The 25,774-nt window shown below is 63.0% G+C and carries 20 protein-coding genes and 4 pseudogenes; 16 read left to right on the top strand and 8 right to left on the bottom strand.

Features of this window, described 5'->3' with window-relative positions:
* Positions 1–8: 8 nt before the first annotated feature.
* A complete protein-coding gene (locus ACZ5ZH_RS06610; RefSeq protein ID WP_464770950.1) occupies positions 9–2,228 on the top strand; it encodes an amylo-alpha-1,6-glucosidase in 2,220 nt (739 codons plus the stop codon).
* Positions 2,229–2,412: 184 nt separating this feature from the next.
* Here the strand turns inward: ACZ5ZH_RS06610 and ACZ5ZH_RS06615 are convergent, their stop codons facing one another.
* A complete protein-coding gene (locus ACZ5ZH_RS06615; protein WP_464775154.1) occupies positions 2,413–2,805 on the bottom strand; it encodes a hypothetical protein in 393 nt (130 codons plus the stop codon).
* Between ACZ5ZH_RS06615 and ACZ5ZH_RS06620 the strand changes: the two are divergent.
* From ACZ5ZH_RS06620 to ACZ5ZH_RS06680, 13 genes and pseudogenes are all read left to right on the top strand, one after another.
* Positions 2,741–3,157 (top strand): annotated as a pseudogene (locus ACZ5ZH_RS06620) (IS630 family transposase); the annotation flags it as partial. The gene ACZ5ZH_RS06615 and the pseudogene ACZ5ZH_RS06620 overlap by 65 nt on opposite strands.
* A gap of 605 nt (positions 3,158–3,762) precedes the next feature.
* The gene (locus ACZ5ZH_RS06625; RefSeq protein ID WP_464770951.1) at positions 3,763–4,653 is read left to right on the top strand and encodes a LysR family transcriptional regulator; all 891 of its coding nucleotides are present in this window, start codon (positions 3,763–3,765) and stop codon (positions 4,651–4,653) included.
* A gap of 90 nt (positions 4,654–4,743) precedes the next feature.
* Positions 4,744–5,973, top strand: a complete 1,230-nt coding sequence (locus tag ACZ5ZH_RS06630) for an amidohydrolase family protein (protein WP_464770952.1) — start codon at positions 4,744–4,746, stop codon at positions 5,971–5,973.
* A gap of 18 nt (positions 5,974–5,991) precedes the next feature.
* A complete protein-coding gene (locus ACZ5ZH_RS06635) occupies positions 5,992–7,455 on the top strand; it encodes a bifunctional 3-(3-hydroxy-phenyl)propionate/3-hydroxycinnamic acid hydroxylase (RefSeq protein WP_464770953.1) in 1,464 nt (487 codons plus the stop codon).
* The gene (locus ACZ5ZH_RS06640) at positions 7,452–7,883 is read left to right on the top strand and encodes a GlcG/HbpS family heme-binding protein (protein ID WP_464770954.1); all 432 of its coding nucleotides are present in this window, start codon (positions 7,452–7,454) and stop codon (positions 7,881–7,883) included. Before ACZ5ZH_RS06635 ends, ACZ5ZH_RS06640 begins: the two co-directional genes overlap by 4 nt.
* On the top strand, positions 7,880–8,779 hold the full coding sequence (locus ACZ5ZH_RS06645) for a VOC family protein (RefSeq protein ID WP_464770955.1): 900 nt from the start codon (positions 7,880–7,882) through the stop codon (positions 8,777–8,779). Before ACZ5ZH_RS06640 ends, ACZ5ZH_RS06645 begins: the two co-directional genes overlap by 4 nt.
* The gene (locus tag ACZ5ZH_RS06650; RefSeq protein ID WP_464770956.1) at positions 8,779–9,603 is read left to right on the top strand and encodes a fumarylacetoacetate hydrolase family protein; all 825 of its coding nucleotides are present in this window, start codon (positions 8,779–8,781) and stop codon (positions 9,601–9,603) included. Before ACZ5ZH_RS06645 ends, ACZ5ZH_RS06650 begins: the two co-directional genes overlap by 1 nt.
* A 25-nt stretch (positions 9,604–9,628) precedes the next feature.
* Positions 9,629–11,974: a TonB-dependent receptor gene (locus ACZ5ZH_RS06655; RefSeq protein ID WP_464770957.1), complete on the top strand. Its 2,346-nt coding sequence runs from the start codon at positions 9,629–9,631 to the stop codon at positions 11,972–11,974.
* A 64-nt stretch (positions 11,975–12,038) separates the two neighbouring features.
* Entirely contained in the window at positions 12,039–12,878 is an 840-nt protein-coding gene (locus ACZ5ZH_RS06660; protein WP_464770958.1) for an alpha/beta hydrolase, read from the top strand.
* Positions 12,879–12,898: 20 nt separating this feature from the next.
* Positions 12,899–14,209: a family 1 glycosylhydrolase gene (locus ACZ5ZH_RS06665; RefSeq protein ID WP_464770959.1), complete on the top strand. Its 1,311-nt coding sequence runs from the start codon at positions 12,899–12,901 to the stop codon at positions 14,207–14,209.
* 32 nt (positions 14,210–14,241) lie between these two features.
* Positions 14,242–15,183: an alpha/beta hydrolase gene (locus tag ACZ5ZH_RS06670; RefSeq protein WP_464770960.1), complete on the top strand. Its 942-nt coding sequence runs from the start codon at positions 14,242–14,244 to the stop codon at positions 15,181–15,183.
* 16 nt (positions 15,184–15,199) lie between these two features.
* Positions 15,200–18,529 carry a glycosyl hydrolase gene (locus ACZ5ZH_RS06675; RefSeq protein ID WP_464770961.1) on the top strand — a complete coding sequence of 1,110 codons (3,330 nt, stop codon included), beginning with the start codon at positions 15,200–15,202 and terminating at the stop codon, positions 18,527–18,529.
* A gap of 17 nt (positions 18,530–18,546) precedes the next feature.
* Complete coding sequence (locus ACZ5ZH_RS06680; protein WP_464775155.1) at positions 18,547–19,572, top strand: nucleoside hydrolase; 1,026 nt, start codon at positions 18,547–18,549, stop codon at positions 19,570–19,572.
* Positions 19,573–19,653: 81 nt separating this feature from the next.
* Here the strand turns inward: ACZ5ZH_RS06680 and ACZ5ZH_RS06685 are convergent.
* Positions 19,654–19,785 (bottom strand): annotated as a pseudogene (locus ACZ5ZH_RS06685) (FAD-dependent monooxygenase); the annotation flags it as partial.
* On the opposite strand from ACZ5ZH_RS06685, the pseudogene ACZ5ZH_RS06690 reads away from it, so the two are divergent.
* Positions 19,771–19,902, top strand: a pseudogene (locus tag ACZ5ZH_RS06690) (2-pyrone-4,6-dicarboxylate hydrolase); the annotation flags it as partial. The pseudogenes ACZ5ZH_RS06685 and ACZ5ZH_RS06690 overlap by 15 nt on opposite strands.
* Before the next feature lie 112 nt (positions 19,903–20,014).
* Here the strand turns inward: ACZ5ZH_RS06690 and ACZ5ZH_RS06695 are convergent.
* The 6 genes and pseudogenes from ACZ5ZH_RS06695 to ACZ5ZH_RS06720 form a co-directional block, all read right to left on the bottom strand.
* Positions 20,015–20,434: pseudogene (locus ACZ5ZH_RS06695) on the bottom strand (site-specific integrase); the annotation flags it as partial.
* 270 nt (positions 20,435–20,704) lie between these two features.
* Positions 20,705–22,012, bottom strand: a complete 1,308-nt coding sequence (locus ACZ5ZH_RS06700; protein WP_464770964.1) for an Hsp70 family protein — start codon at positions 22,010–22,012, stop codon at positions 20,705–20,707.
* A 105-nt stretch (positions 22,013–22,117) separates the two neighbouring features.
* Positions 22,118–22,594, bottom strand: a complete 477-nt coding sequence (locus ACZ5ZH_RS06705; RefSeq protein ID WP_464770965.1) for a YaiI/YqxD family protein — start codon at positions 22,592–22,594, stop codon at positions 22,118–22,120.
* Positions 22,595–22,623: 29 nt separating this feature from the next.
* Positions 22,624–23,307, bottom strand: coding sequence for a CDP-alcohol phosphatidyltransferase family protein (locus ACZ5ZH_RS06710; protein ID WP_464770966.1), 684 nt, complete (start codon positions 23,305–23,307; stop codon positions 22,624–22,626).
* A gap of 216 nt (positions 23,308–23,523) precedes the next feature.
* On the bottom strand, positions 23,524–23,820 hold the full coding sequence (locus tag ACZ5ZH_RS06715) for a hypothetical protein (RefSeq protein WP_464770967.1): 297 nt from the start codon (positions 23,818–23,820) through the stop codon (positions 23,524–23,526).
* Positions 23,821–23,905: 85 nt separating this feature from the next.
* Positions 23,906–24,727, bottom strand: coding sequence for a DUF1206 domain-containing protein (locus tag ACZ5ZH_RS06720; protein ID WP_464770968.1), 822 nt, complete (start codon positions 24,725–24,727; stop codon positions 23,906–23,908).
* Between the two features lie 193 nt (positions 24,728–24,920).
* On the opposite strand from ACZ5ZH_RS06720, the gene ACZ5ZH_RS06725 reads away from it, so the two are divergent.
* The gene (locus ACZ5ZH_RS06725; protein ID WP_464770969.1) at positions 24,921–25,706 is read left to right on the top strand and encodes an SIMPL domain-containing protein; all 786 of its coding nucleotides are present in this window, start codon (positions 24,921–24,923) and stop codon (positions 25,704–25,706) included.
* Positions 25,707–25,774: the final 68 nt, after the last annotated feature.

The following is a 25,774-nucleotide window of genomic DNA, read 5'->3' on the forward strand; positions in this document are numbered from 1 at the left end:
AGAGTCGCATGACGGCGAGCCAGTTGCAGCCAGAAGCCTTGGCCACGGAACCGGCAAAGTCCCTGTCCCAGCAGCAGACCCAGTTCTTCATCCCGGCCACCGCTTCTCTACACGAACGGCGTCCGCGAACGCTGAAGCATGGCGACAGCTTCGCGGTCTTCGACCATAGCGGCGATGCGATTGCCGGACCGGGGAGTCCCGAAGGGCTTTACCACCGCGACACCCGGCACCTGTCGCACCTCTATATGACGATCAACGGACTCCGGCCCATATTGCTGAGTTCCGCATTGCGTGACGACAACGCAATGCTGACCTGCGACCTCACAAATCCCGATTTTTCAGGCGACGATGGCCGGGTCGCGGTGGAACATGACCTTATCCACCTGCGCCGCACAAGGTTCCTGTGGGACTCCGCCGTTCATGAGCGGATCACGATCCGCAACTTCGACACCGAAGCCCGAACGGTGAAGGTGGAGATGAGCTTCGCTGCCGATTTTGCCGATCTGTTCGAGATCCGCGGCATGACGCGCTTGCGTAAGGGGATCATGAAGCCCCCTGTCGTGGGAAGCGCCGACGTTCTCCTCGTCTATGAAGGCCGCGACGCCAAGACCCGCGAAACCCACCTCTGCTTTGATCCGGCGCCTCAAGAGCTCACCGAAAGCCATGCCATGTTCGAGGTCATGGTCCCGCCCGGCGAACGGCGCACCTTGTACATGCGCATTGCATGCGAGCGGGTCGAATTGACGCAAGAACCCTTCTCACGCCAGTTCCTCAAAACCCTTCGCGAGTCCATGAAGTCGTTGAAACAGGCAAGGGCGCGCGGCGCGACCGTCCGTTCATCAAATGCTCTGTTCGATGAGGTTACGCGTAGGTCCGTTGCGGATATCACCATGCTGTCCACGGACACAGAATTTGGCCCCTATCCCTATGCAGGCATTCCCTGGTTCAGCACCGTGTTCGGCCGCGACGCCATCATCACCGCGCTGGAGACGCTTTGGTATGATCCCGCGATCAGCCGCGGCGTGCTCGGCTATCTGGCGAAGCATCAGGCCACTGCGTTCGACCCGGCAGCGGACGCGGAGCCGGGGAAAATCCTGCACGAAGTCCGCCATGGTGAAATGGCGGAACTGGGCGAAGTGCCGTTTCGCCATTATTATGGCAGCATCGATTCAACGCCGTTGTTCATCATGCTGGCTGGCGCTTATCTGGAACGAACAGGCGACCAGCCCTTCATCACCAGCCTGCTACCGCATCTGGATGCAGCCCTCGAATGGGTCGATCAGTATGGCGACCGCGATGGGGACGGCTTTGTGGAATATGGGCGGCTCACCGATCAGGGCCTGACAAATCAGGGCTGGAAGGACAGCCATGACTCGATCTTCCACGAGGATGGCTCGATCGCGCGCGGCCCCATCGCGCTCGCGGAGGTCCAGGCCTATGTCTACGGCGCCTGGAGAGCCGCCGAAGCCATCCATCGGGCGATCGGCGATGCTCAACGGGGGGCGGACTACGGACTACGCGCCGACCATTTGCGCGACCATTTCGATGCGGCCTTCTTCGACCCGCAACTTGGCACCTATGTGCTGGCGCTGGATGGAGAAAAAAAGCCCTGCCGCGTTCGTTCTTCCAATGCCGGGCATGTGCTGTTTACCGGCCTCGCGCGGGAAGCGCGCGTGGAATCGGTGGTGCGCACGCTGATGGCGCCAGCCTCCTTTTCCGGATGGGGCGTCCGCACCATCGCATCGACGGAAGCGCGCTACAATCCAATGAGCTATCATAATGGCTCGATCTGGCCGCATGACAATGCCCTCATCGCGGCAGGCTTTTCCCGCTATGGCTATAAGCGCGAGGCGGCACAGATATTCGAAGGACTCTTCGCGGCCGCCACCTATGTGGATCTCATGCGGCTACCGGAACTCTTCTGCGGATTTCCCCGCCGCCGCGCGCAAGGGCCGACCTTCTATCCCGTGGCCTGTAGCCCCCAGGCATGGTCCGCCGCAGCGCCTTTGTCATTGGTCCAGTCAAGCCTTGGGATCGGCTTCGATGTCGCAGGTCCTGAAATCTCCCTGCGCGAACCAGCCCTGCCGCGATTCCTCGACGAACTGCGGCTCTATGGCCTACGCATTGGCGAAGCATCGATCGACATCGCCTTTGACCGGATGGGAGACAAGGTCGTGGTAAAGCCGCTCGACCGAACAGGCTCGGCGCGGGTGGTGACGATCGCTTGAGGCTTATGCCTGACGGCTCCGCGTCATCACAGGCTGCTAAAAATGGTGCAGGACGCATTCCAGAGCGAACCCGTCTCTTCCCTGCATTTCCCTGATATTGCCGTGAACTGCATTTTCGTCTGGAAATTGTCGCCATTCATGCGAAGAAAATGGCGGAAATCTGCCGTTCTGAAGAGAGATTTTCCTAGTCTCGCCAGCAGGGATTCTCTCCTTCGATTGCAGGGAAAAGCGGCAAGTCAGCAGGGAAGCTCATATCGCCCGGCATGATCTGAAAAAAAATCGTGCCGGTGTCAAACGTTGGTAGGCGCGAAAGGTCAGGACGTGGTTCTGACGCTCTCCACCAAAGGAGAACGATTATCATGCAGCGCGCAACGCGCGTACCCACTCCAAGAAGCAGATCGGCCAGATCGCCAGGAGTATCAGGAAGTTCGGATTCACCAACCCGATACTGATCGACGAGGAGGATCGGATCATCGCCGGGCACGGCCGCGTCGAGGCGGCAAAGAGCCTCGGAACGCCGGGCCTCGGCCTGGATCTTTGGCGCCATCTGCCCGGCTGAAGGAAAGGCGGCCGGCATTGTCATGCCCCACTGCAACAGCGAGGCGATGGGCTTGCACCTGGAAGAGATCGCCTTCCATGTCGCGCCTGGCGCGCACGCCGTAATCCTGCTCGACCAGGCCGGATGGCACGGCTCGAATGATCTGATCATCCCCTCCAACATCACGCTGCTGCCGCTACCACCCCGCTGCCCCGAGCTGAACCCCGTCGAGAACCCGTGGCAGTTCATGCGCGATAACTGGCTGTCGAACCGCATCTATAAATCCTACGACGACATCGTCGAGCACTGCTGCCACGCCTGGAACAAGCTTGCTGACCAGCCATGGCGCATCATGTCGATCGGCCTGCGTCAGTGGGCGCATGGGTTCTGATCAATGCGCCTTGGTATTAGCCTCACAGGAGGAACCGCCCGAACCTCGCCGATTTGCCACGGGGTGACCGCTGACGAAATCGGCTTTCAGGCCCTTAACTTAATTTCTGCCCGCGATGCGAATGCACGGGTCGTCCCACCAAGATCTGATGGGAATATTGCGAGAGAGAGAGAGAGAGAGAGAGAGAGAGAGAGAGAGAGACGGGGTGCTGCCCGAGAAGCCGTATGATGGTTTGATACGTACCGAAGCGTCGGCTTTGATGGACCAGCGGATTGAAAGAAATGATTTATTTTAATGACGAGCGTCGGCCGCAAGTGGAGTCGTCCAAAGCGCGGATCTCGCAGTTGTCGGTAATCGACAACATCGGTCCGGGGGGCTCGATCGGCGCTACATCGAAATTGTAGGTAGCAAATAGCCCGCCAAACGCCACCAGGCGTTCGCAGATGCCTCTGGTGTATGATTTTTAGGTACCGCGTGATATCTGCCGTCCAATATTTGCCTTCACTTCATCTAGATGGATCGAATACGCTCGATCCGTGATCCGTACTCTTTTCGGAGGCCGAGTTAATCCAAGTCGTTGCTGTATTGGAGGCTAGACGCTAAGCATGATTGATCCTCGCGCCCTTCGCACCTTCCTGGCCGTATGCCGGGCCAATTCGATCAGCGGAGGCGCCCGGCTGCTCAACATTTCACAACCATCCGTATCGATCACCATCGCCCAGCTGGAACAATCGATCGGCGCCACCCTGCTGGAACGGTCGCGCGCAGGCATCGCGCTGACGGCGGAAGGCCGCATGCTCCTTCGCCGAGCGCAGGCGATGGAAGGTTTGCTCCAGGACGCCGAAGAAGAGTTACGCCTCTCGCGGCAGGGTATCGCCGGGCCGCTGCGCGTCGGCGGTACGCCCGGAGCATTGGTCAGCCTCCTGCCAGGCGCCGTCCGTTTCCTTGAAGATGATGCGGGCAGCTTCGCGCTTCATGTCATCGAACGGCCCGATCCCGACCTCGCCACGCTCCTCCGCCAGGGCGACATCGAACTCGCCTTCGTCACCACCGGCATGGATACGCCGCCAGACGATCTGGACGAACTCACCTTTTCCCAGGATCCCTTTTCCCTGATCGTCGGGCGGGCCAACGAACATCTGCCGAGCGAAGTGTCGTTGAAGGACCTAGCCGATCTGCGCTGGGTGTTGCCCGAAGCACGCGGCGCATTCCGCAGGCAGGTCGATGCCCTGTTCCTCGCCGCCGACGCGCCGGTGCCCAACAGCAGCATCCGCTGCGACTCCCTGCTGACGACGAAGGCTATCGTGCGCAGCAGCAGCCGTGTCACCATCCTGCCCATGCAGGTCGCCGCCGCGGAACTGTCCATCGGCGTACTCCGCGCCATCGCCATTCGTGAGGCTGCTTTCCCCCGCAGCATTGGCATCCGCAAGTTGAAGGGCACCCGCCTGTCCGGTCTGGGACAACGCCTGCTCGACTATTTCATCCATAGGCCCTGACTATGGTATTAGTAAAAATGATTATTTTTCCTACGGACGAATAAGGCGCATGTAAGCCCCGGCAAACAAAATATGCCGGGAGAGGACAAGATGCGGCAGCTGATCCACAACGTGCGCATTTTCAATGGCAGCGGCGCTGCCAGCGCACCGGGCGCCGTCCTGATCGATCAGGATCGCATCGCCGCCATCTTCCCCGCCGACGCTGACCTGCAGTCCATCGCCGCCGACATCCGCATCGATGGCCATGGCAACATGCTCATGCCCGGCCTGATCGATGCGCATTGCCACCTAACCTGGGGCAGCTCGGTCGAACATATCTACCACCAGTTCATCCTGCCGCCCGAAGAGCTCAAGACCGCCGCGTGGCGCAACGCCCGTGTCCTCCTCGATCATGGCTTCACCAGCGTCTATTCCGCAGGCGCGCTGGGCGAAGGCATAGAGCCCGAACTCGCCCGCGCCATCGCAGCAGGCGAGACTCCCGGCCCGCGCCTGATCCCCTCGACCCTGGAACGCAGCCCCGAAGGCGAAGAAGGCGTGGAGACGGGCGACGTCTTCAACGGCCGCGGCCCTGAAGCGATGCGCGCCTTCATGGACCATTGCCGCGACACGGGCGTCAAATCGGTAAAGCTCGTCATTTCCGGCGAAGATGCGCTGAAGCCCGGCTCGGCGCAGGACATCCTCTACACCGACGAGGAAATGCGGGCGGCTGGCGAAGCGGCCAAGGCAAACGGCCTCTGGATCGCCACCCACGCCTACACCCCGCGCGCGATCGACCTTGCGCTCGAAGCAGGCGCGCGCATCCTCTACCATTGCTCCTTCGCCGACGAAGCCGCGATCGATGCGCTCGCCGCGCACAAGGACGAGATTTTCTACGCCCCCGGCCCCGGCGTCTCAGTCGCAGCGCTGGAAGCAACGCCCCCACCCCATATCGACATGAGCGCGATGAAGGCCAGCGCCACGCAGCGCATGCAACTCGAAGCGGACCTCGTCCCCGAACTCAAACGCCGTGGCGTCCGCATCCTGATCGGCGGCGACTATGGCTTTCCCTTCAATCCCCATGGCCGCAACGCCCGCGACCTGCAGCATTTCGTCGATTATTTCGGCTTCACTCCCGCCGAGGCCCTGAGCGCAGCGACCATGCTCGGCGGCCAACTGATGGGCGAGCAGACCGGCCTCATCAAGCAAGGCTATCTCGCCGACCTTCTTCTGGTCGATGGCGACCCCACGCAGGATGTCGCCATCCTTCAGGACCCGGCCCGCCTGCTGATGATCATGCAGGGTGGCCGTCTCCACAAGTCCGTCCAGCCCGTTTCCGCCTGAAAGAACTGACCCCGTAAGATGTTCGACGTAGCGATCATCGGTTGCGGCCCGGTAGGCGCCTTTGCAGCCAATCTCCTCGGCAAGGCCGGCCTGTCCGTCCTTGTCGTGGAGCAGGAGGCGCACCCCTATCCCCTGCCCCGCGCCGTCCATCTCGACCATGAGATGATGCGCCTGTTCCAGTCCGCAGGCGTCATTGATCGCGTAGCGGGTGATATGCGCGAAACGGAGGGCCATCTTCATGTCGGCGCGGATCATGGCGTCATCCGCTACATGGGCACGGTCGGCCGCCCCCGCCCCTTCAGCTGGTCCAACGACTATTTCTTCTACCAGCCCGAACTGGAAGAGCATCTGCGCGAAGCCCTCGCCGCCTATCCCAATGTCACCCTCCTGCTCGGGACGGCGTTCGAAGGGCTGGAGCAGGACGCTCAAGCCGTCACCCTCCACCTGTCCGGCAACCGCACCGAAAGCGCCCGCTATGTCATCGCCTGCGACGGTTCACGCAGCCCCGTCCGCAAGGCGCTCGGCATAGCCCTCGACGATCTGGATTTCGAGGAACCCTGGCTCGTCGTCGATGCCGAAGTCGACGGCCCGGTCCGCTTCCCCGACCTCTGGGGCGTACCGGAAGCCGCCGACCTGCAAAAGCTCTCTGTCATGATGTGCGACCCCAAACGCCCCGCGACCATTGTGCCGGGCCGTGGCAATCACCGCCGCTGGGAGTTCATGCTCCTCCCCGGCGAGGATGACGCCGTCATGATGCAGCCGGGCAATGTCGCCGCCCTCGTCGCCCCCTACCTCACCGGCGTCCCGAACAAGATCGTCCGCGCCGCCACCTACCGCTTCCACGGGCTGATCGCGGAGCAATGGCGTCAGGGCCGCGTCCTCCTCGCCGGGGACGCCGCGCACCAGACACCGCCCTTTTTCGGCCAAGGCATGTGCCACGGCCTGCGCGACATAGCGAATGTCGCCTGGAAGCTCGAATTGGTGCTGGCGGATCGCGCCCCTGAAACCCTGCTCGACAGCTACCAGACCGAGCGCGACCCCCATGTCCGCGCCGTCATCTCCGCCGCCGTCGCCGCAGGCCGTTACATCTGCATGCTCGACCCGGATCAGGCCGCCGCCCGCGACGCCCAGATGCGCGAAGCCGCCACGGGCGCGAAGCACGGCACCGCCGCCGACCTCATCCCCGCCATCGCACAAGGCGTCGTCGCCACCGGCACCCCCGGCGCAGGCGAACGCTTCATCCAGCCGAGCGTGGACGGCCAGCTTCTCGACGACATTACCGGCAGCGGCTGGCGCCTCTTCACCACCGCGCCCATCGACGCCCCCGCCGAAATCGCCCTCGTCCCTGCCAATGGCGCCATCGCCGACTGGCTCACCGTTCACAAGGCGCAAGCCGTCCTCGTTCGCCCAGACCATTATGTCTTTGGCACCGGCACACCCGCCGACCTTATCACCCTACTCGAAGCAAAGCTCCGGCCATGACCCTCACCCTCGCCCAAGCCCGCACTATCCTCGACGCCGCGCTCGCCCACGCCCGCGCGCAGCAGGCGCGGCCGCTCGCCATCATCATCCTCGACGCAGGCGCGCACCCCATCGCCTTCGCGCGAGAGGATGGCGCGAGCCTGTTCCGTTTCGACATAGCCAGGGCAAAAGCCTCAGGCGCATTGGGGTTGGGGGCGGACACACGAATCATTGCGACCCGCGCCGCTTCCAACCCCACCTTCTTTCAGAGCGTGGTGGCCGTCACTGGCGGCCAACTCGCTTTGTCACCCGGCGGCGTCATCATCCGTGACTTGGAAGGGCGGATGATCGGCGCCGTCGGGACCAGCGGCGACACCGGCGACATGGACGAAGCCTGCGCCATCGCTGGCATCGCCGCCGCTGGCCTCACTCACGGAGACGCAAAATGAAACTGCGCAGCATCGAACTGGCGCTGCCCCACGCCGCAGAGGCCGCCGCCTTCCTCACCGACATCTGGGGCATGGCCCCCGCCGAAGTGCGAGGCGGCACCCATTATCTGCGCGGATCGGGCAGCTTCCCCTATCTCGTCGCGCTTGAAGAGTCGGCGGAACCCCATGTCCGCTCCACCACCTTCACCTGCTCGCCCGAACGGCTCGAAGAACTGAAGGCCAGTGTCACGAAGGCGAACCTCCCCGCCAGCCCTGTCACTTCGAACGATCCCGGCAATGGCCACGGCATCATCGTCGAACTGGCCGAGGGCGAGCTGCTCCGCTTCCTCACCGATACGAGCGAAGTCGCGCCGATCGAAGGCAAGGATCTCCCCGTCAAGCTCACTCATGTGGTGTTCAACGCCACCGACGCCGAAGCCACCGGCCACTTGATCGAGGAAGCACTACGCTTCCGCGTCTCCGACCGGACGAAGGGCATGGTCTTCGTCCGCTGCAACGAGTCCCACCACAGCACAGCCTTCGCCCGCGCGGGATTCTCGTCGCTCAACCATATCGCGTTCGAGATGGCCGACATGGACGCGGTGATGCGCGGTATCGGCCGCCTGCGTGACCATGGCATGGTCCCCGCCTGGGGTCCCGGCCGCCACGGCCCTGGCGCGAATGTCTTCGCCTATTTCATCGCCCCCTTTGGTCCCGTCATCGAATTTTCCACCGCCGTCGAGAAGGTCCCCGACGACTACAAAGCCGGAGCCCCCGAAGACTGGACCTGGCCCGAAGGCCGCATCGATCAGTGGGGCATGTCCGACAAGGATCTCACCGGCCTCCGCGCCGCCGAGGAGAAATTCCGCCACCGCCGCGACTGGGCTCCGCAGCCCCTGAACGAGGAACAAGTCTGATGCGCTACGTGAGTTTCCGCCGCCCCGACGGCACCCCCAGCTTCGGCCGCCTGGACGGCGACGCCATCGTCGAACTGACCGGCGCCCCCAGCCTGAAAGCCGCACTCGCCGCGGGCAACCTCGCCTCGCTAACCGAGGGCGCCAGCTACAACCGCAACGACATCGTCCTGCTCCCGGTCATCCCCGACCCGGCCAAGATCCTTTGCGTCGGCCTTAACTATGCCGAACATGTCAAGGAAACCGGCCGCGAGCAAAAGGAGCACCCCGCGATCTTCGTCCGCTATGCCGACAGCCTCGTCGCTGATGGCCAGCCCATGGTGAAGCCATCCGTCACCAGCCGCTACGACTATGAAGGCGAACTGGCCGTCATCATCGGCAAGCCCGCGCACAAGGTCGCCCGCGCCGACGCCATGGCCCATGTCGCCGGTTACGCCTGCTTCAATGACGGCTCCGCCCGCGACTGGCAGCGGCACAATATCCAGTTCACGCCCGGCAAGACCTTCCCCGGCACCGGCGGCTTCGGCCCCGCGCTGGTGACGCCGGACGAGGCGGGCGACCTTGCCGCCCAGCGCGTCCAGACCCGCCTCAACGGCGAACTCGTCCAGGATCAGCCGATCAGCGACATGATCTGGGATATCGCCACCGTCATCGAATATATCTCCGCCTTCACGCCCCTTGCCCCCGGCGACGTCATCGCCACCGGCACCCCCGGCGGCGTCGGCGATAAACGCACCCCGCCGCTCTACATGAAGGCCGGCGACAAGGTCGAAATCAGCATCGGCGTCATCGGCACGCTCACCAACCGCATCATCGACGAACAGTAATCAACAAGGGGAGAAGATCAACGTCATGAGAAAGTTCACCACGCACATAGCCTTGGGCAGCGCCAGCCTGCTCGCCATCGCGACGCCTGCATGGGCGCAGGAAACAACCGCGCCGCAAGCGGCCGAGCCCGTCGCCTCGACGGACATCATCGTCACCGCCACCCGGCGCGCCGAACGCCTGCAGGACGTCCCACTCGCCGTGTCGGCTCTTAGCGGTGACCAGCTTGCCGCGACCGGCTTCAAGGACCTCACCAACATCGCCTACACCTTTTCGGGCGTGCAGTTCGGCACCACCCCCAACGACGCTGGCTTCCGCGTTCGCGGCGTCGGCACGCTCGGCGGCTTCACCAGCGCGTCCGAAGCCCCGGTCGGCCTGGTGGTCGATAATGTCGTCATCGGCTTCGGTAGCCCGGTCAACAGCCTTGGCGATCTGGAACGGATCGAAGTGCTGAAGGGACCGCAGGGCACCCAGTTTGGCAAGAACGCCTCTTCGGGCGTCATCAACATCACGACCAAAAAGCCCGAACTCGGCGAATTCAGCGGCAATGTTTTCGCCTCCTATGGCTCGTTCGACGAGCGCGACATTCATGGCGCGGTCAACATTCCGATCGGCAGCAAAGCCGCGTTCAACATCTACGCCTTCGACCGCGCCTATGACGGCTTCATCAAAAATGTCGTCCGCGATGAAACATGGGGCGGCCAGCATTATTATGGCACACGCGCCAAGCTGCTGGTCGAGCCCACCGATGGTCTCTCGGTCACCCTGATCGGCGACTATTCGCGCCAGAAGCAGAAGGGACCCGGCCAGACCTGGACCCTCAACAAGCTCTCAGCCGCTCAGACCGCTCCGGGCGGCATCGCTGGCGTGCCCTTCGTCAATCTCGCGGCGCTGGGCGTCACGCCCGGCCTGCACAATGAAGAGTCCATCGAAGACGGCGCGGGCTTCTACGACGTCGAAAATTACGGTGCCTCGCTTCAGGTGGACCTTGAACTGGGTGATCATACCCTGACCTCTGTATCGGCTTGGCGCGAATTCAATGAAGCGCCCTTCACCTATGCGATCGATGGCCTGCCTTATGAGAAGTTCTTCGCCAAGTCGAAGGGCGAAACCAAGCGCTTCTTTTCGCAGGAACTGCGCCTGACTTCACCGCAGGGCCAACCGCTCGAATATATTGCGGGCCTGTTCTTCTCCCGGCAAAAGACCGGCCTTGGCGGCGGCCAGAGCGCGATCTTGCGTCCGGCGCTGCCCTATTCGACCTTCCCGACCGTCTCGATCACCGCAGGCTATAACGTCACGCGCACCACATCGGACAGCGCCGCGTTGTTCTTCGACGGCAAATATCATATCACTGACACGCTCAGCCTGATCGGCGGTGCGCGCCTCACGCGGGACAAGGTGAAGGCGCTGAACTACTCCTATGCCGATCCGGAACTAGAGCCGTTCGTTCCGCCTTCGCCCGCCAATAATTTCACACCGTCGGGCACAGCGCCTTACGACATTCGCGCGCCGCAGACCGGCCGGGCAAAGAAGACCGACATTTCGGGCCGCGCGGGCCTGGAATATAAGCCCAACCGCGACCTCCTCTTCTACGCCACCTACGCACGCGGTTATCTGGGGCCGACGGTGACCTTCTCCGGCCTCACCGGAACCCGCAGCACAGTCGCGCCCCAGACGGTGGACGACATCACGGCGGGCGCGAAGATGCAGTTCCTCGACCGCACACTGACCGTCAACCTCAACGCCTTCTGGGACAAATATAAGGATCTTCAGACGTCAGTCTTCGATGGTCAGGAATTCCTCACCGAAAATGCCGGTGGCGCGGAAGTGAAGGGGTTTGAAGTCGAGCTGGTCGCCCGTCCTTCCAAGACCTTCTCGGTCAACGCGTCCCTCACCTATTCGGACGCGAAGTTCACCGATTATGTGACGGCCTGCCCGACCGTGTTCGTCGTTTCGGGCACCGCAGCGACGGTCTGCAACGCCTCGGCAACGCCGGGTCAGTTGTTTGACGCCAGCGGGGAAGTCCTGCCCGGCTCACCCAAATATAGTGTCGTGCTGGGCGCGAACTGGGAATATCCGGTCACCGACCGCTTGACCTTCGACGCATCCGGCAACCTGTCCTTCCGGTCCAAGACGCAAAATGCGGTGGGTGACAAGAATACAATTCAGCCCGCCTATGAAGTGGTGAACCTCAACCTTGGCATAGGCGATGCGGACGGCGCATGGCGCGTGGGCGGTTTCGTGCGCAACCTGTTCGACGTCGATTTCAACTCGGCAATCCTTGGCCTCCCCTTCTCGGACGGCGGCTACGTGAACTGGCGCACTCGTGAAGCCGAGCGCACCTTCGGCGTGTCGTTCGAAGCGCGTTTCTGATCAAAAGCTGGCGGGCGGTCCAAATGAGATCGCCCGCCTCTGTTGCCAGCTAAGGACGAAACGGATGAGGCACGATACCGCCGCCATGGGCCAAGCCCTCGGCCCTGACATTCTAGCCCGCTGCACCGCGTTATTCGATGCGGAACAGAGCACCCTCGCCGCTCGCATCCCCGCCACCGCGACGGACATCCCCTATGGCCCCCACGAGCGCCACCGCCTCGACCTCTACCGCCCGCAATCCACATCCTCCGCTCCCATCCTCATCTTCCTCCACGGCGGCGGCTTTCTGAAGGGCGACAAGGGTGGCGATCAAAGTTGGCCCAACGCCAATGTCGGCCGCATGGCGGCGCAGGCGGGTTTCATGGGCATCGTCCCCAACTACCGCCTCGCGCCCGACCACCCGTGGCCCGCCGGTCCCGAAGACGTTGCCTCCATCATCGCCTGGACGAAGAGCAACGCCGCCCAGCATGGCGGCGACCCCAGCCGCATCGTCCTCATGGGCACCTCGGCAGGCGCGGTCCATGTCGCGGGATATTTCCAGCGCCACGGCACAGCCGATATCCGCGCCGCCATCCTGCTCTCCGGCCTCTATGGCTACACCCCGCTCGATGAACGCGACACGCTCTATTATGGCGACCCAGCATTCTACCCCGACCGCATGCCGCTCGAAGCCGTGGCCTCGACCACCCTCCCGCTCTTCATCGCCTGCGCCCAGCATGACCCCGCCCGCTTCCAACAGGAATTTCTCGGGCTGATGCAGGACCGGCTCAACCGCCACGGCGCCATGCCGCGAGCGATGATCGTCAGCGGCCACAATCATTACAGCCTGCCCATGCACCTCGGCACCAGCGACCGCCGCCTCGCCGACGAAATCTGCGCCTTCATCAAAGACACAACAAACTAACCCGAAAAAGGGAGAGAGACATGATCGACCGCCGGACCCTAATCGCCACCGGCGCGGCTCTCGCCGCCAGTCCCGCGCTCGCAGCCGCAGACCGGCTGAGCGGCCGCCGTTTCCCGCAGGGCTTCCTCTGGGGCGCCTCCACCGCCGGGCATCAGGTGGAGGGCAATAATGTCGCCAGCGACCAGTGGTTGCTCGAAAATATCAAGCCCACCATCTATTCCACGCCCTCGGGCGACGCCGCCAACAGCTTCGCCCTGTGGCCCCAAGACATGGACCTCGCCAAGGGCATGGGCCTCAACAGCTATCGCTTCTCCCTCGAATGGGCGCGGATAGAGCCCGAACCCGGCCTCTTCTCCATCGCCATGCTCGATCATTACAAGCGCATGATCGAAGGCGCACGGGAACGCGGCCTGAACCCGGTCGTCACCTTCAACCATTTCACCGCGCCGCGCTGGTTCAGCGCCATGGCCGGCTGGACCAACAGCGAAGGCATCCAGCTCTTCGCCCGCTTCTGCGACCGCGCCGCCCGGCATCTGGCAGGCGGCATCAGCCACGCCATCACCTTCAACGAACCGAACATCCTCCTCGTCCTGCGCGCCGTGGTCCTGCCGCCTCAAGTCATGGAGGCGCAAAAGGCGATGCTCGCCGAAGCAGCCCGCCGCATGGGCACGCCCAAATTCACCGCGCTCAACGCCGCCAACATGGACGATCTCGACGCCATGCAGGCAAACCTCGTCCCCGCACACAAGGTTGCAAAGGCTGCGATCAAGGCCGTGCGCGGCGACCTACCCGTCGGCCTCTCCCTCTCCATGTTCGATGACCAGGCCATCGGCCGCAACAGCCTCCGCGATGCCAAGCGGCGGGAGCTCTACGGCGCATGGCTGGAAACCGCGCGGGCCGACGACTTCCTCGGCGTCCAGAATTACGAACGCAATATGTGGAGCGACAAGGGCAAGCTTCCCCCGCCCAAGGGCTCGCAACTCAACTATTCCGGTGCGGAAGTCTATGCCCCCTCCCTCGCCGGGGCCGTCCGCTACGCCCATGAAGCGACCGGCGTCCCCATCTTCGTCACCGAACATGGCGTGGGCACCGATGACGACAGCATCCGCGCCCGCTTCATCCCCGCCGCCCTCGCGGAGCTGCAAAAGACCATCGCGTCGGGCGTGCCCGTCATCGGCTACAGCCATTGGTCGCTCATCGACAACTTCGAATGGATCTTCGGCTATCGCCCGAAATTCGGCCTCCACAGCTTCGATCCCACCACCTTTGCCCGCATTCCCAAACCCAGCGCGAGCGTCTACGGTGCAATCGCACGCTCCAATACGATTTGATGCACAGAACAGATAGAGAGGAGACCCGTTCGATGAAGCGCCCAGCCCTGACCACCCTCGTCCTGACCACGCTCACCTTGGCGATCGCCGCCCCCGCAGCCGCGCAAATGCAGCTCACGCCGATCGCCAAGCCAAAGCTCGCCGAAATCCCGCTCTATCCCTCCGCCAAGGATGCCGACAACGAACAATGGGAGCATTACAGCGTCCGTTATGGTCAGCTGCACATGGAAAATGACATTGTCCGCAATGTCACGCGCCCGACGATAACGCCCTATCTCCCCAACCCTGCAAAGGCCACTGGCGCAGGCGTCGTGGTCGCGCCCGGCGGCGCTTTCCTTCAACTTTCCATGGTCAGCGAAGGCGAGGAAATCGCCCGCTGGCTCGCTGCCCAGGGCATCGCCGCGTTCGTCCTCAAATACCGCCTGAACGAATCCCCCCGCGACGCGAAGGCCTACGGCACATTCATGGGCCAGCGCATGGCGCAGGCAACCAAGCCCGGCGCGGTGGACCAGATCAAGGAACCCCGCGCGACGCAGGACGCGCTGACCGCCCTCGCGATGATCCGCAGCCGCGCCAAGGAGTTCCGCGTCGATCCCGCCCGCGTCGGTATGATCGGCTTTTCCGCCGGAGCCATGACCGCGCTCAGCGCCGCGCTGGAGGGCCAGGGCGACGCCCGCCCCGCCTTCATCGGCTATATCTACGGCCCCATGACCGCCGTCACGGTCCCTACCGACGCCCCACCGATGTTCGCCGCCATCGCCATGGACGACGGGCTGTTCAAGAAGCAGGGCTTCGCCATCGCCGACGCCTGGCGCAATGCCCGCCGTCCCGTCGAACTGCACGCCTATGAACGCGGCGACCACGGTTTCGGCGCTGGCCGCCCCGGCACCACCTCGACCGGCGTTCTACCGCAATTCGCCGACTGGCTGCGGATGCACGGCTGGCTGGCCGCCGCCCCCGCTACCGCCCGTTGATCCAAAGGATACCGGCATGAAGACCCGCGCCCTTCGCCTTGCGCTGCTGCTCGCCTGCACCGCCTTCGCCAGTCCGCTGCTGGCGGATGATCTCGCGGACGGCTTCCATAACCCACCGCAAAGCGCCCGGCCGCGCGTCTGGTGGCACTGGATGAACGGCAACATCACAAAGGAAGGGATCGACAAGGATCTCGACTGGATGGCCCGCATGGGCATTGGCGGCGTCCAGAATTTCGACGCCAGCCTGGAAACGCCGCAGATCGTGCCCAAGCGGCTTGTTTACATGACGCCGGACTGGAAAGACGCCTTCGCCCACGCCGTCCGCACCGCTGATGCCAAGGGCTTGGAATTCGCCATCGCCTCCTCCCCCGGCTGGAGCGAGACGGGCGGTCCCTGGGTCAAGCCCGAAGACGCGATGAAAAAGCTCGTCTGGGCGGAAACCACCGTGCGGGGCGGCCGCCGCGTGACGGGCACACTGCCCCAACCACCCGCCACGGTCGGCCCCTTCCAGAGCGCGTCCCTCCCTCCCGCCTTCGAAGGCATGGGTGGCTCGAAAACGCTCGCCCCACTCTATCGCGACGTCCGCCTGCTCGCTTATCCGGTAAAGCCCGCCAGCCTGCCCCGCCCGCAAATGCGTCAAGGCGACGGCACCGCCATCGATCCCGCCGCGCTCGACGATGCCGATCTCAATACCACCGCCCAAATCACCACCGGCACCCCCGATCAGCCCGGCACGCTGATCCTCGATTATGGCAAGCCCGTCACGGTCCGCTCCGCCAGCCTCTTCGTCCCCAATGCCAAGCCCCCCTTCCGCGACCCCGCCTACCGTCCGGTGCTGGAGGCGCAGCAAGGCAGCGACTGGCGCCAGGTCGGCGATTTCCCTCTCTCCGAAGCCGCTACCACGATAGCCTTCCCCGCCGTCACCGCCAGCCGCTTCCGCATCGTCCTGCGGCGCAACGACGCGCCCCGCGCGCCCGGCCTTGGCGACGGCGTACCGGGAGCCGTCACCATCGACTTCTTCGCTGAGCCGTCCAAACCAAAGCTGGCCATCGGCGCGCTCCAGCTATCCGCCGAACCACGCCTCGACCGCTTCGAGGCCAAGGCGGGCTTCACCATCCTGCGCGACTACGCCGCCCTCCCCGCCGGATCATCCTCCACCGCTGGCGCCGTAGACCCATCGAAGGTCATCGACATCAGCAGCCATCTACGCCCCGACGGCACGCTCGACTGGACCCCGCCTTCGGGCAGCAACTGGCGCATCCTCCGCCTCGGCTATTCGCTGCTCGGCAAGACCAACCATCCCGCCACCGCCGAAGCGACCGGCCTTGAAGTCGACAAATATGATCCCGCCGCCGTGCGCCGCTACATGGAAACCTATCTCTCCATGTATCGCGACGCAGTCGGCCCCGAATGGATCGGCGCTAAGGGCATCCGCGCGCTCCTGACCGACAGCATAGAGGTTGGCCCCTCCAACTGGACGCCGCGCATGGTCGAGGAATTCACCGCCCGGCGCGGCTATGATCCCCTGCCCTATCTGCCCGTCCTCACCGGCGCGATCGTCGGCTCGCCCGCGCGTAGCGACGCCTTCCTCCACGACTATCGCCAGACGCTGGCCGATCTTCTCGCCGACGCCCATTATGGCACCATCGCCAAGGTCGCGCATGAAAATGGCCTCATCCTCTATGGCGAAGCGCTTGAGGACGTGCGCCCGGTCTTGGGCGACGACCTCGCCATGCGCAGCCATGCCGATGTGCCGATGGCCGCGCTCTGGACCTGGAACCGCGATGCAAAGCCCCGTCCGACCTTGCTCGGCGACATGAAGGGCGCGGCATCGGTCGCCCATATCTACGGCCAGAACATCGTCGCCGCCGAATCCATGACCTCAGCCTCATCTCCGTGGGCCTTCGCGCCTTCGGACCTGAAGCGTATCGTTGATCTGGAATTCGCGTCCGGCATCAACCGGCCGATCGTCCACACCTCCGTCCATCAGCCGGTCGATGACAAGGTGCCGGGCCTCAGCCTCATGATCTTCGGCCAATATTTCAACCGGCATGAAAGCTGGGCGGAAATGGCGCGCCCCTGGGTCGATTACATCGCCCGCACCAGCTACCTGCTTCAGCAGGGCCGCGACCATGCCGACATCGCCTGGTTCCATGGAGAGGACGCGCCGATCACCGCCCTGTTCGCGACCGCAGAACCGGCGGGATTGCCCAAGGGCTATGGCTATGACTTCGTCAACGCCGACATCCTCGCCAAAGTCCTGAAGGTCGAGGATGGCCAGCTGGTCGCCCCCGGCGGCGCCCGCTACCGCGCCCTTTATCTCGGCGGATCGAGCCGCGTCATGACCCTGCCCACCCTACGCCGCATCGCCGCGCTCGCCGACGCAGGCGTCCCCATCATCGGCGAAGCGCCCCAGCGCGATCCCGCGATGAAGGATGATCCCGCCGAATTTGCCGCACTGGTCGACCGCCTGTGGAAAGGCACCACCACCGCCAAGCCGCGCATCATCCCCGCTCAAGACCCGGACGCCGCCCTCGCCCGCATTGGCATCGCCTCTGACTTCCGCGTCACCGGCGGCGCGCCCGACAGCGAGTATCGCTTCGTCCACCGCACACTGCCGGACGGCGAACTCTATTTCGTCAACAACCGCCAGAACGGCGCGGAAAGGATCGAAGCCCGCTTCCGCGTGACCGGCCGCCAGGCCGAAATCTGGCGCGCGATCGACGGCACGGCAGCACCTGTCTCCTACCGCACCGAAGGCCAGGAAACCGTCATCCCGCTGGACGTCGGCGCAGAGGATGCCTTCTTCATCCTCTTCCGCAAGCCCGCCAGCGCCCCCGCCGCAACAATCGCCGCGCCCAACCCGCGCCAGATCGCAACCCTCGACCAGCCATGGCAGATCAGCTTCCAGCCCGGCCGGGGTGCGCCCGCCACCCTGTCGATGCCCCAACTCACACCACTCAACGAAGCGAGGCAAGAAGGCGTCCGCTACTTCTCCGGCATCGCCGCCTACACAAGCCGCTTCACTCTGCCCAAATCCGCAAAACGCGGCCAGCCACTCTGGCTCGATCTTGGGAAGGTAGGCGACCTCGCCGAAGTCCGCGTCAACGGCCAGCTTGCCGGGACCAGCTGGTTCGCACCCTATCGCCTCGACATCGGCCGCTTCGTCAAATCCGGCAGCAACCAGCTGGAGGTGAAAGTCGCCAATCTCTGGGTCAACCGCCTCATCGGTGACAAGCAACCCGGCGCCAAACCCATAACCTTCACCGCCGCTCCCACCTATAAACCGAACGCGCCCCTACGTCCCAGCGGCCTGATCGGCCCGGTGACGCTGTGGACCCAGTGAAAGCCCCTGCTCATCGCGTGGACCGTAGGGGATTTCTAGGGTCGGTCGCCGCCGTATTGGCGGCGCTCCCCTGTTCGCTGCGGGCTGCTCCATCGCACCGGCCTTCCCTGGCGCGAGTCATCATCGACAATGACTTTGCCGGAGATTCCGATGGCTTGTTTCAGCTCGCCCATCATCTTCTTTCCCCCTCCGTGAATATCCCGATCATCGTCAGCTCCCACCTGCCCCCGGCCTTCGGCGGCGCGTCGTCTGCAGCGGACGGCCTGGCGAAAGCAAAACAGCTACTCGCTGTCCTGAAAGCGCCCAGGACGCCACATCTGCTGACCGGATCGGAAAGTTCGATCGCCTCGCGTGACGCCTGGAAGTCCAGTCCCGCCACCGCCGCGATCGTTCGGGAAGCCATGCGCGAGGACACAAATGAACCCCTCGTATACGCCGCGGGCGCGGGGCTGACCGAACTCGCCCTCGCTTGGCTTGCAGAGCCACGCATCGGCCGCCGGCTGAAGCTTGTCTGGATCGGCGGACGCGAACATAGCGGTATCGCCTACCCGCCTCCTGGCCCGGACGAGCCCGAATTCAATTTCTCGATCGATTCCCTGGCAGCGCAACTGATCTTCAACGAATCCGACATTGAAATCTGGCAAGTCCCTCGCGACGCCTATCGGCAGCTGCTGTTCAGTTCGGCGGAAATGCAGGATCTCGCCGCCTCAGGGCCGCTTGGCCGCTTTCTGAAGCTGCAAGTGGACGAAATGGACTCTAAACTCGCGGCGATCCCTGCATTTTCCAGCATGCCCTCGTCAGAAGTTATTGGGCTCGGCGACAGTGCGCTGGTGACGCTCACAGCGCTGTTGCCGCCCATCCAGCCCGATCCATCGTCGAGCCGGTACATTCTCCAGCCAACCCCTCGCCTGTCTTCAGACGGGACCTACATCGATAGGCCGAACAGCCGACCAATGCGCGTGTACACCTCGATCGATGCAAGCCTTACCATTCGCGACATGGTCCACAAGGTCATGCGGCTACAGGTTCACCGGGAGCATTGATGGGGGCGAGCCGCTTTGATGCTGTGCCAGAGCAGTCGAAAGTGAGACAAGGGGCGCGTGAAGGCCCCTTGCGCCTCGATTATAGCGGCTGCGCCTCTCCGACCGCATCGACGTCAGCGCAAAGCCATGTTCATGATTGGCGTAGATCAGCTCATGCTCGGATGGCGGCACATCGGCCAATATGCCCAGCCATCCGAACGGATAGATTTTCTCCTAAGTGGTCGCGAGCACTTGGTCGATAACGCGCCCAAGGACAAGTTCCTGGAAGTCGCCCGCAGCATCCAACCCTTGGGCTGGCATGTCATCGTCTATTTCGAAGCCGACATATTGGGTAAGCGTGGGCTGGAGGCCGCGGATCAGGCGGCTTCGGCGATGGGTTGCTGATCTGGACGCCAGTTCCACGACATGAATTCATCCCAGCGGGCAGCAGGCCATTCGCCCGCAATCTTGGCGATAACGTCGGCGATATGTGATTTGCGTGATCCGCGCGCCTTGGAAAGGCAAAGTCATCGAGAGAACCGCAGCGAAGTTCGAGCCACTTGAGCAGACTGGCGCGAACATCGTCCATCAGTTCAAACTGAACTGGGCGGCCGGTCTTTTGCTGAACAACGGTGGTCCTGGTCCGGATTTTGCGATCACAAACAATGTCACTGATCCGGATTTTCACCAGGTCGCAGCCGCGCAGCTTGCTATCGATAGCCAGATCGAAAAGCGCTCGGTCTCGAAGTCGTCGGTGTCGATCAAGGAAGAAACGGACTGCCCAAATCTGGCGGGGCTTGAGGGCTCGCTTGGCGCCAACTTTTCGTCCCGCGTTTCATGACACTCGCTCGCGAGCGGCGGGATCAAATTCTGATAATCCAATGACACTTCTCCTGTGGCCACGATGGCCACAGGCAAAACGCGTCAACGCGAGACCGACCCTTTGCGGTCATTCAGCCACTAACTTCCCGACCTTCGGGGCGGTCGGTCTGCTTTTTTTGATCCTGTAGGCTCAGCCAATGACGGTCTGATAAGGAAACTGAGCAGTCAGCGGACCTTCTGCCTTGCCAGGACCACTGCTGAGTTGACGTTTTTCATCAGCGACGGCTGCATCCATGATCCTGATCGGCCATACACGCACCCATGCCACGTTTTAATGCGCGCTGACCGCGGCCCATTCGGCAATGTTTGTTTCCTGACCGATCAGCGCCAAGCCATGAGCGATCGACGTCAGTTCATCGCCACCCGCGATGCGGTCGGCCGCGAAACGCTCTTCAAAAAGGCGCCGGACGGCAGGGATCAGAGAGGAGCCTCCGGTAAGAAAGACCTGATCTATCGCCTGGGGCCCGATCCCCGCTTCGGCAAGCGCCGCGTCTACTGTCGCGCCGATGCGGTCGAGGTCCGGTGCGATCCACTGTGCAAAATCCGCACGGCTGACATCTGCCTCCACACGCACGCCAGCACGATCGAAATGAAAATGCGCATGCTCTTCGCTGGAGAGCGTGCGCTTCAATCGGGCGACCGCGTCATACAGTGGGTAACCCAGCTCATTTTCCACGACAGCGATCATACGGCCTATCGCTGCGGGATCGGCCGCGGCCCGCTTCAGCTTCTGCAATTCGGCCAGTGTGCGGCGATTATGCATCAGCGCAAGGCGAGCCCAGTCGCCAAAATCGGCGAAATGGCCCGCAGGGATCTCCAGCGACTTGCCCATCGATGCATAGGTACCGCCTTTGCCCAGCATGGGCAGCACCAGCTTGTCCATGATACGATAGTCGAAGCGATCACCCGCTATACCAATGCCCGCGGAGCCAAGCGGTATACAGCGTTTCGCCGCACCCGGCGCCTCGATCCGCACCACGGAAAAGTCGCTCGTGCCGCCTCCGAAGTCGGCGACCAGCAAGGTGGCGGGTTTGGTCAGCCGCGCGGCGAAGCTGAAGGCAGCGCCCAGCGGTTCGTAGACATAATGCACTTCGCGCTCCAAAGCGGCGAACATGAGGTCGTAGCGCTGGCGAGCCAGCATATCGTCTGGCCGTTGCCCTGCATAACGGACCGGGCGGCCAACGACGACCCGCGGTGGCAACAGTTTGAGCTCATCGGCCGCATGTGCCCGCAGCCGCTCCAGAAAAATATGGCCGAGTTCCTCGAAGCGCAATCGCTTTTCGAAGATGGTTGCGTGTTCGAACGCCTTGCTGGCAGCGACGGATTTGAAGGATTGCAGAAAGCGGCTGCCCGGAGGAAAATCCAGAAACTCGGAGATGGCCCATGGCCCAGCTTCCCGCGCGATGCCGCCCGGCACGCCGCTATCCTCCCAGAAGCAAAGCGCGGAGCGGAAGATGGGACCGGCATTACCAGAGGCTGGATAATTCACCAACATCGCCTCGCCATCCGCGCAGCCTAGCGCGACAACCGAATTGGTGGTTCCAAAGTCGATGCCAATCGAACGAGGAGACGAAATCATGTTATCGCCAATGCAATTGGGGAAAGGGCAACACCGGCCCGACCGGTGGGGCGGGGCCTATCGCAGGCACAAGCGCCCGACGCAACCTTTACGATATCGCGGACATTAGAGCGGGCGGGCCACCGCACGGCGCTGTATAGCGAGCAAGCGAACCAGCGTTTCATCCAGTGCGGAGAGGAACCGCGACCGGTCAACTTTGCTAAAAGCGGCGGGCCCACCAACATGATCGCTGCCAGCTCTCAAATCAGCCATGATCGCGCGAACCGCTATGGCATTGCCGATGGACGCGTTCGTAAACGGCTTGCCGGTGGGAGAAATTACCGCCCCACCCATTTTCAGGCAGCGGTCAGCCAGCAGAATATCAGCCGTGATGACTACCGTTCCGGCCGTCACCCGCTCGGCGATCCAGTCGTCCGCCGCGTCGAACCCGTCGCTGACCACTGTGCGGCTGATCAGGGGATGACGGGGTATCCGCAAGGGACTGTTGCTCACGACCGTGACAGGCACGGCATGGCGAAGGGCAACCTTGTAGATTTCATCCTTTACCGGGCAGGCGTCGGCATCAATTAGAATTTGGATCATCGAACACCACACTCATGCTGCATGGCGCATCATCTTCCACCACGCTCGGCCCGGGCGAGGCGCCGTCCGGTGGTGATCGTCTGAATGATGAACAGCAGGATCAGGATCAGGCCAGCTGCTCCCACAAAAACATCAAAGCCGGACAGCGCTCCAAAGATACCGGGACCTGACCCGAGCACCATCATCATCACCGTCAGTGCGATCAGCATCAGTCGCAATTCTGTGGGTCCAGCGGCGAGATAGGACAGCTTGAACTCCCCCAGAACACGGGCGGAAAGATAGGCATGGATCGACAGCAACAGATAACCGGCCAGGGCCACCAGCGCGACGTTCATGGTTACGAAGGGACTAAGGCCAATGCCTGCAAGGATCAGCAGTGTTGCCAACCCATCGCAGCTATGGTCGACGAAGTAACCGTAGGAGGGACGCTCAATATGGCGATAGCGCGCAATGCTGCCATCCATCGAATCCCCGAACCATTGGACTACATAGCCGACGATGGCGAGTAGCAGCCAAGAAGCTGCCAGACCACTGGCGACATAACCCACGAAGATCATGAAGGCACCAACCATACCCAGCAAAGTCAGCCGATCAGGCGTGACCCACTGCGGCATCTGGCTGCACAGCCAATTCAGCAATCGGCGTTCCCTGGCGGCTAACCAATTTCCCTGTATTCTCGATAGGGAAGGCGCGGTCTGTAATGGGATTGTCATACGGCCTTATGAGGCCGTACGCTTCTATGAGCAACGTGCGAATGTTTCCGACCTGAAGGCAGCGGCATGAGCGGCAAATCTCGGCAGAGCACGCCGCTTTGTAGCCGCTCAGCAGCTAATTTCTGGCACCCAGCTGCGGACGGTCGGGTTTTCCTGCTCGACCGCCGACGATCAGCGCTTGGCAGACGCGATCGAGAAGCTGCCCGGTAGTTCAGCTCAATTTCCGTTCACAATCTTGTCGCGCTGGTCAGCGGAGAGCGCGTCCGCATTGATGTCGGACTCGTCGATCGCTTCTTCCTTGGCTTCGCCTTGTTCCCGCGTGGCGTCAGCCTTGGCCTGCATCATGTCCTCGGCCGTTCCGCTCATATTGTCGGCCATGGCGTCCATCCTGTCCGCCCTGTTTTCCATCGCCTCCTGCGCCTGTTCGCCCAACTTGTCGTCTCCTTTGCCGCCACAGGCTGCCAAAGCTAGGCTGAGGCTCGCGGCGCAGGCGAAGATAATTGTGCGACGCATGTCGTCTCTCTCATTTTCCATCCAGGCCATAACCCCTCAACCCAATGTCGGATCCCAGAGGCAGATCGGGAGGCGTGAACAATCCTTACAAATTCGGCGTAACGACCTTGAGACGGCGATATCTCGCCTCCACGAAGCTGAAGATGCCGAACAGCGCCAGGCCGGTCGCAACTATCAGCAAGAGTGATGGCCCATGATCCTGCTCACGCAGTTCCCGGAGCGCCGCGCCAAGACCGCCTGCCTCTTGTGGATCGCGGTTGAGCAGTACGTTAATCAGGAACCATGCGATCATGGCGAAGACCAGCGCCCGCGCGGCATAACCTGCTTGTCCGATCCAACGAACCTGACGGGGGGCGGGCACATCGCCGTCCAGTTCGTCGAAATTCGCCTGATACGCCTTGACGCCCTGAGCCACCGCGACGGCAAGGAGGGAAAGTGCCACGAAGGCCACCAGCAGCGGACCTGCGGGCTGCTCCAACAGCCAGCCGGACCAGCTTTGAGCGGCTTCGTCGCCCGGGCTGCCCAAGGATGCGGGGGCTTTTCGCAACGCCAGGCGTGCTGCTGTCACCGCAAGACCAGCGTGGACAGTGCCGCTCAAGGCATAGCCAAGTCTTTCGAACTTCCCCTTGAAATCGCGCGATCGCATTTCGGGATCGAGAATGGCCTCGGTCAGACGCCAGAAGGCATAGCCAGCAAAGCCAAGAGCGCAAAGAGCGAGGAGCAAGCGGCCAAACGGCGCATCGGCGAGCGTGCCCAGGACGCCCTGATTGTCACTTGGCTGCCCCCCATCGAATGCGACGTCGATGGCGAATACGCCAATCAGAAGATAAACGAGGCCGCGCGCCGCAAAACCCAGCCGGGCAAACAAGGTGAACCAACTCCCGGAACCGTCGTACTTTGTTCTCATCGCGCCTCCTGGTCATGGAACGCCGGGGAGCCGACGAAGTTGCCGAGGCTGATTGCGACACCGTCGGCGCACGGCAGCAGGTCGGCCAGGCAATGTATGCCGATCATCCAAAGGCGCCAGTAAGATCGTTCCTGCTGCGATGAAACCAGAGCAGCGTGGCAACGTTACGCTGACACAACAAGGAGAGAGGCTGATGAAATGGTGCGTCTTTCTGGCGATCGCAGCGAGCGCCACATCCGCCGGGCAGGCGCAGTTGCCTGCTGCAAACCCGGTGCTCGCCCCTGAGGAAACCTTGCTGGTGGTGAGCGGAGAAGGACAGAGCCGCCGAGTGCCTGATGTGGCCGTCTTCTCAGCTGGCGTTGTTACCCAGGGCAAGACGGGCGGCGACGCGCTCAGTGTCAACGCAATGCGGATGGACCAGGTGGTCAAAGCCCTGAAACGTGTCGGCATTGCGGATCGCGACATCCAGACATCGGCGCTTTCCCTACAGCCGCAATATTCCAATCCGGAACAGGAGGCCCAGATTCGGGCAAGGATTACGCGTGAGCCCTATGTCGCGCCGACGCAGCCACAGGCGCCCCGGATCATCGGCTATGAAGCGCGCAACAATGTGCAGGTGCGCGTCCGCAAGCTGGGTGAAATGGGGCGGATCATCGACACTCTGGTCCAGGCTGGCGCCAATCAGGTAGACGGCCCGTCCTTCACGCTGGACGAGCCCAAGGCCGCGCTCGACGAAGCGCGGACGGCGGCGGTGCGCGAGGCCCGGTCTCGCGCCGAGCTTTACGCGCGGGCGGCGGGGTTGCGCATTTCCCGCATCCTGTCGATCAGCGAGGGCGGAGGCTATTATCCCCAGCCGATCATTGTCACCGGCCGCATGGCAGGAGCGCCGCCCGCGCCGCCGCCGCCGCCAAGTCCAGTGGCACCGGGCGAGTTGATGCTCGGCGCAACCGTCTCCATCCAGTTCGCGCTTCGACCCTAGGCGTGAAGCTGACGGCCTGGCCCGCGATGATCGCCGGGTCGCTCCTGCTTGCAGCGCTGCGAACCGGC

The sequence above is a fragment of the Sphingobium sp. TomMM7A genome (assembly GCF_055397305.1).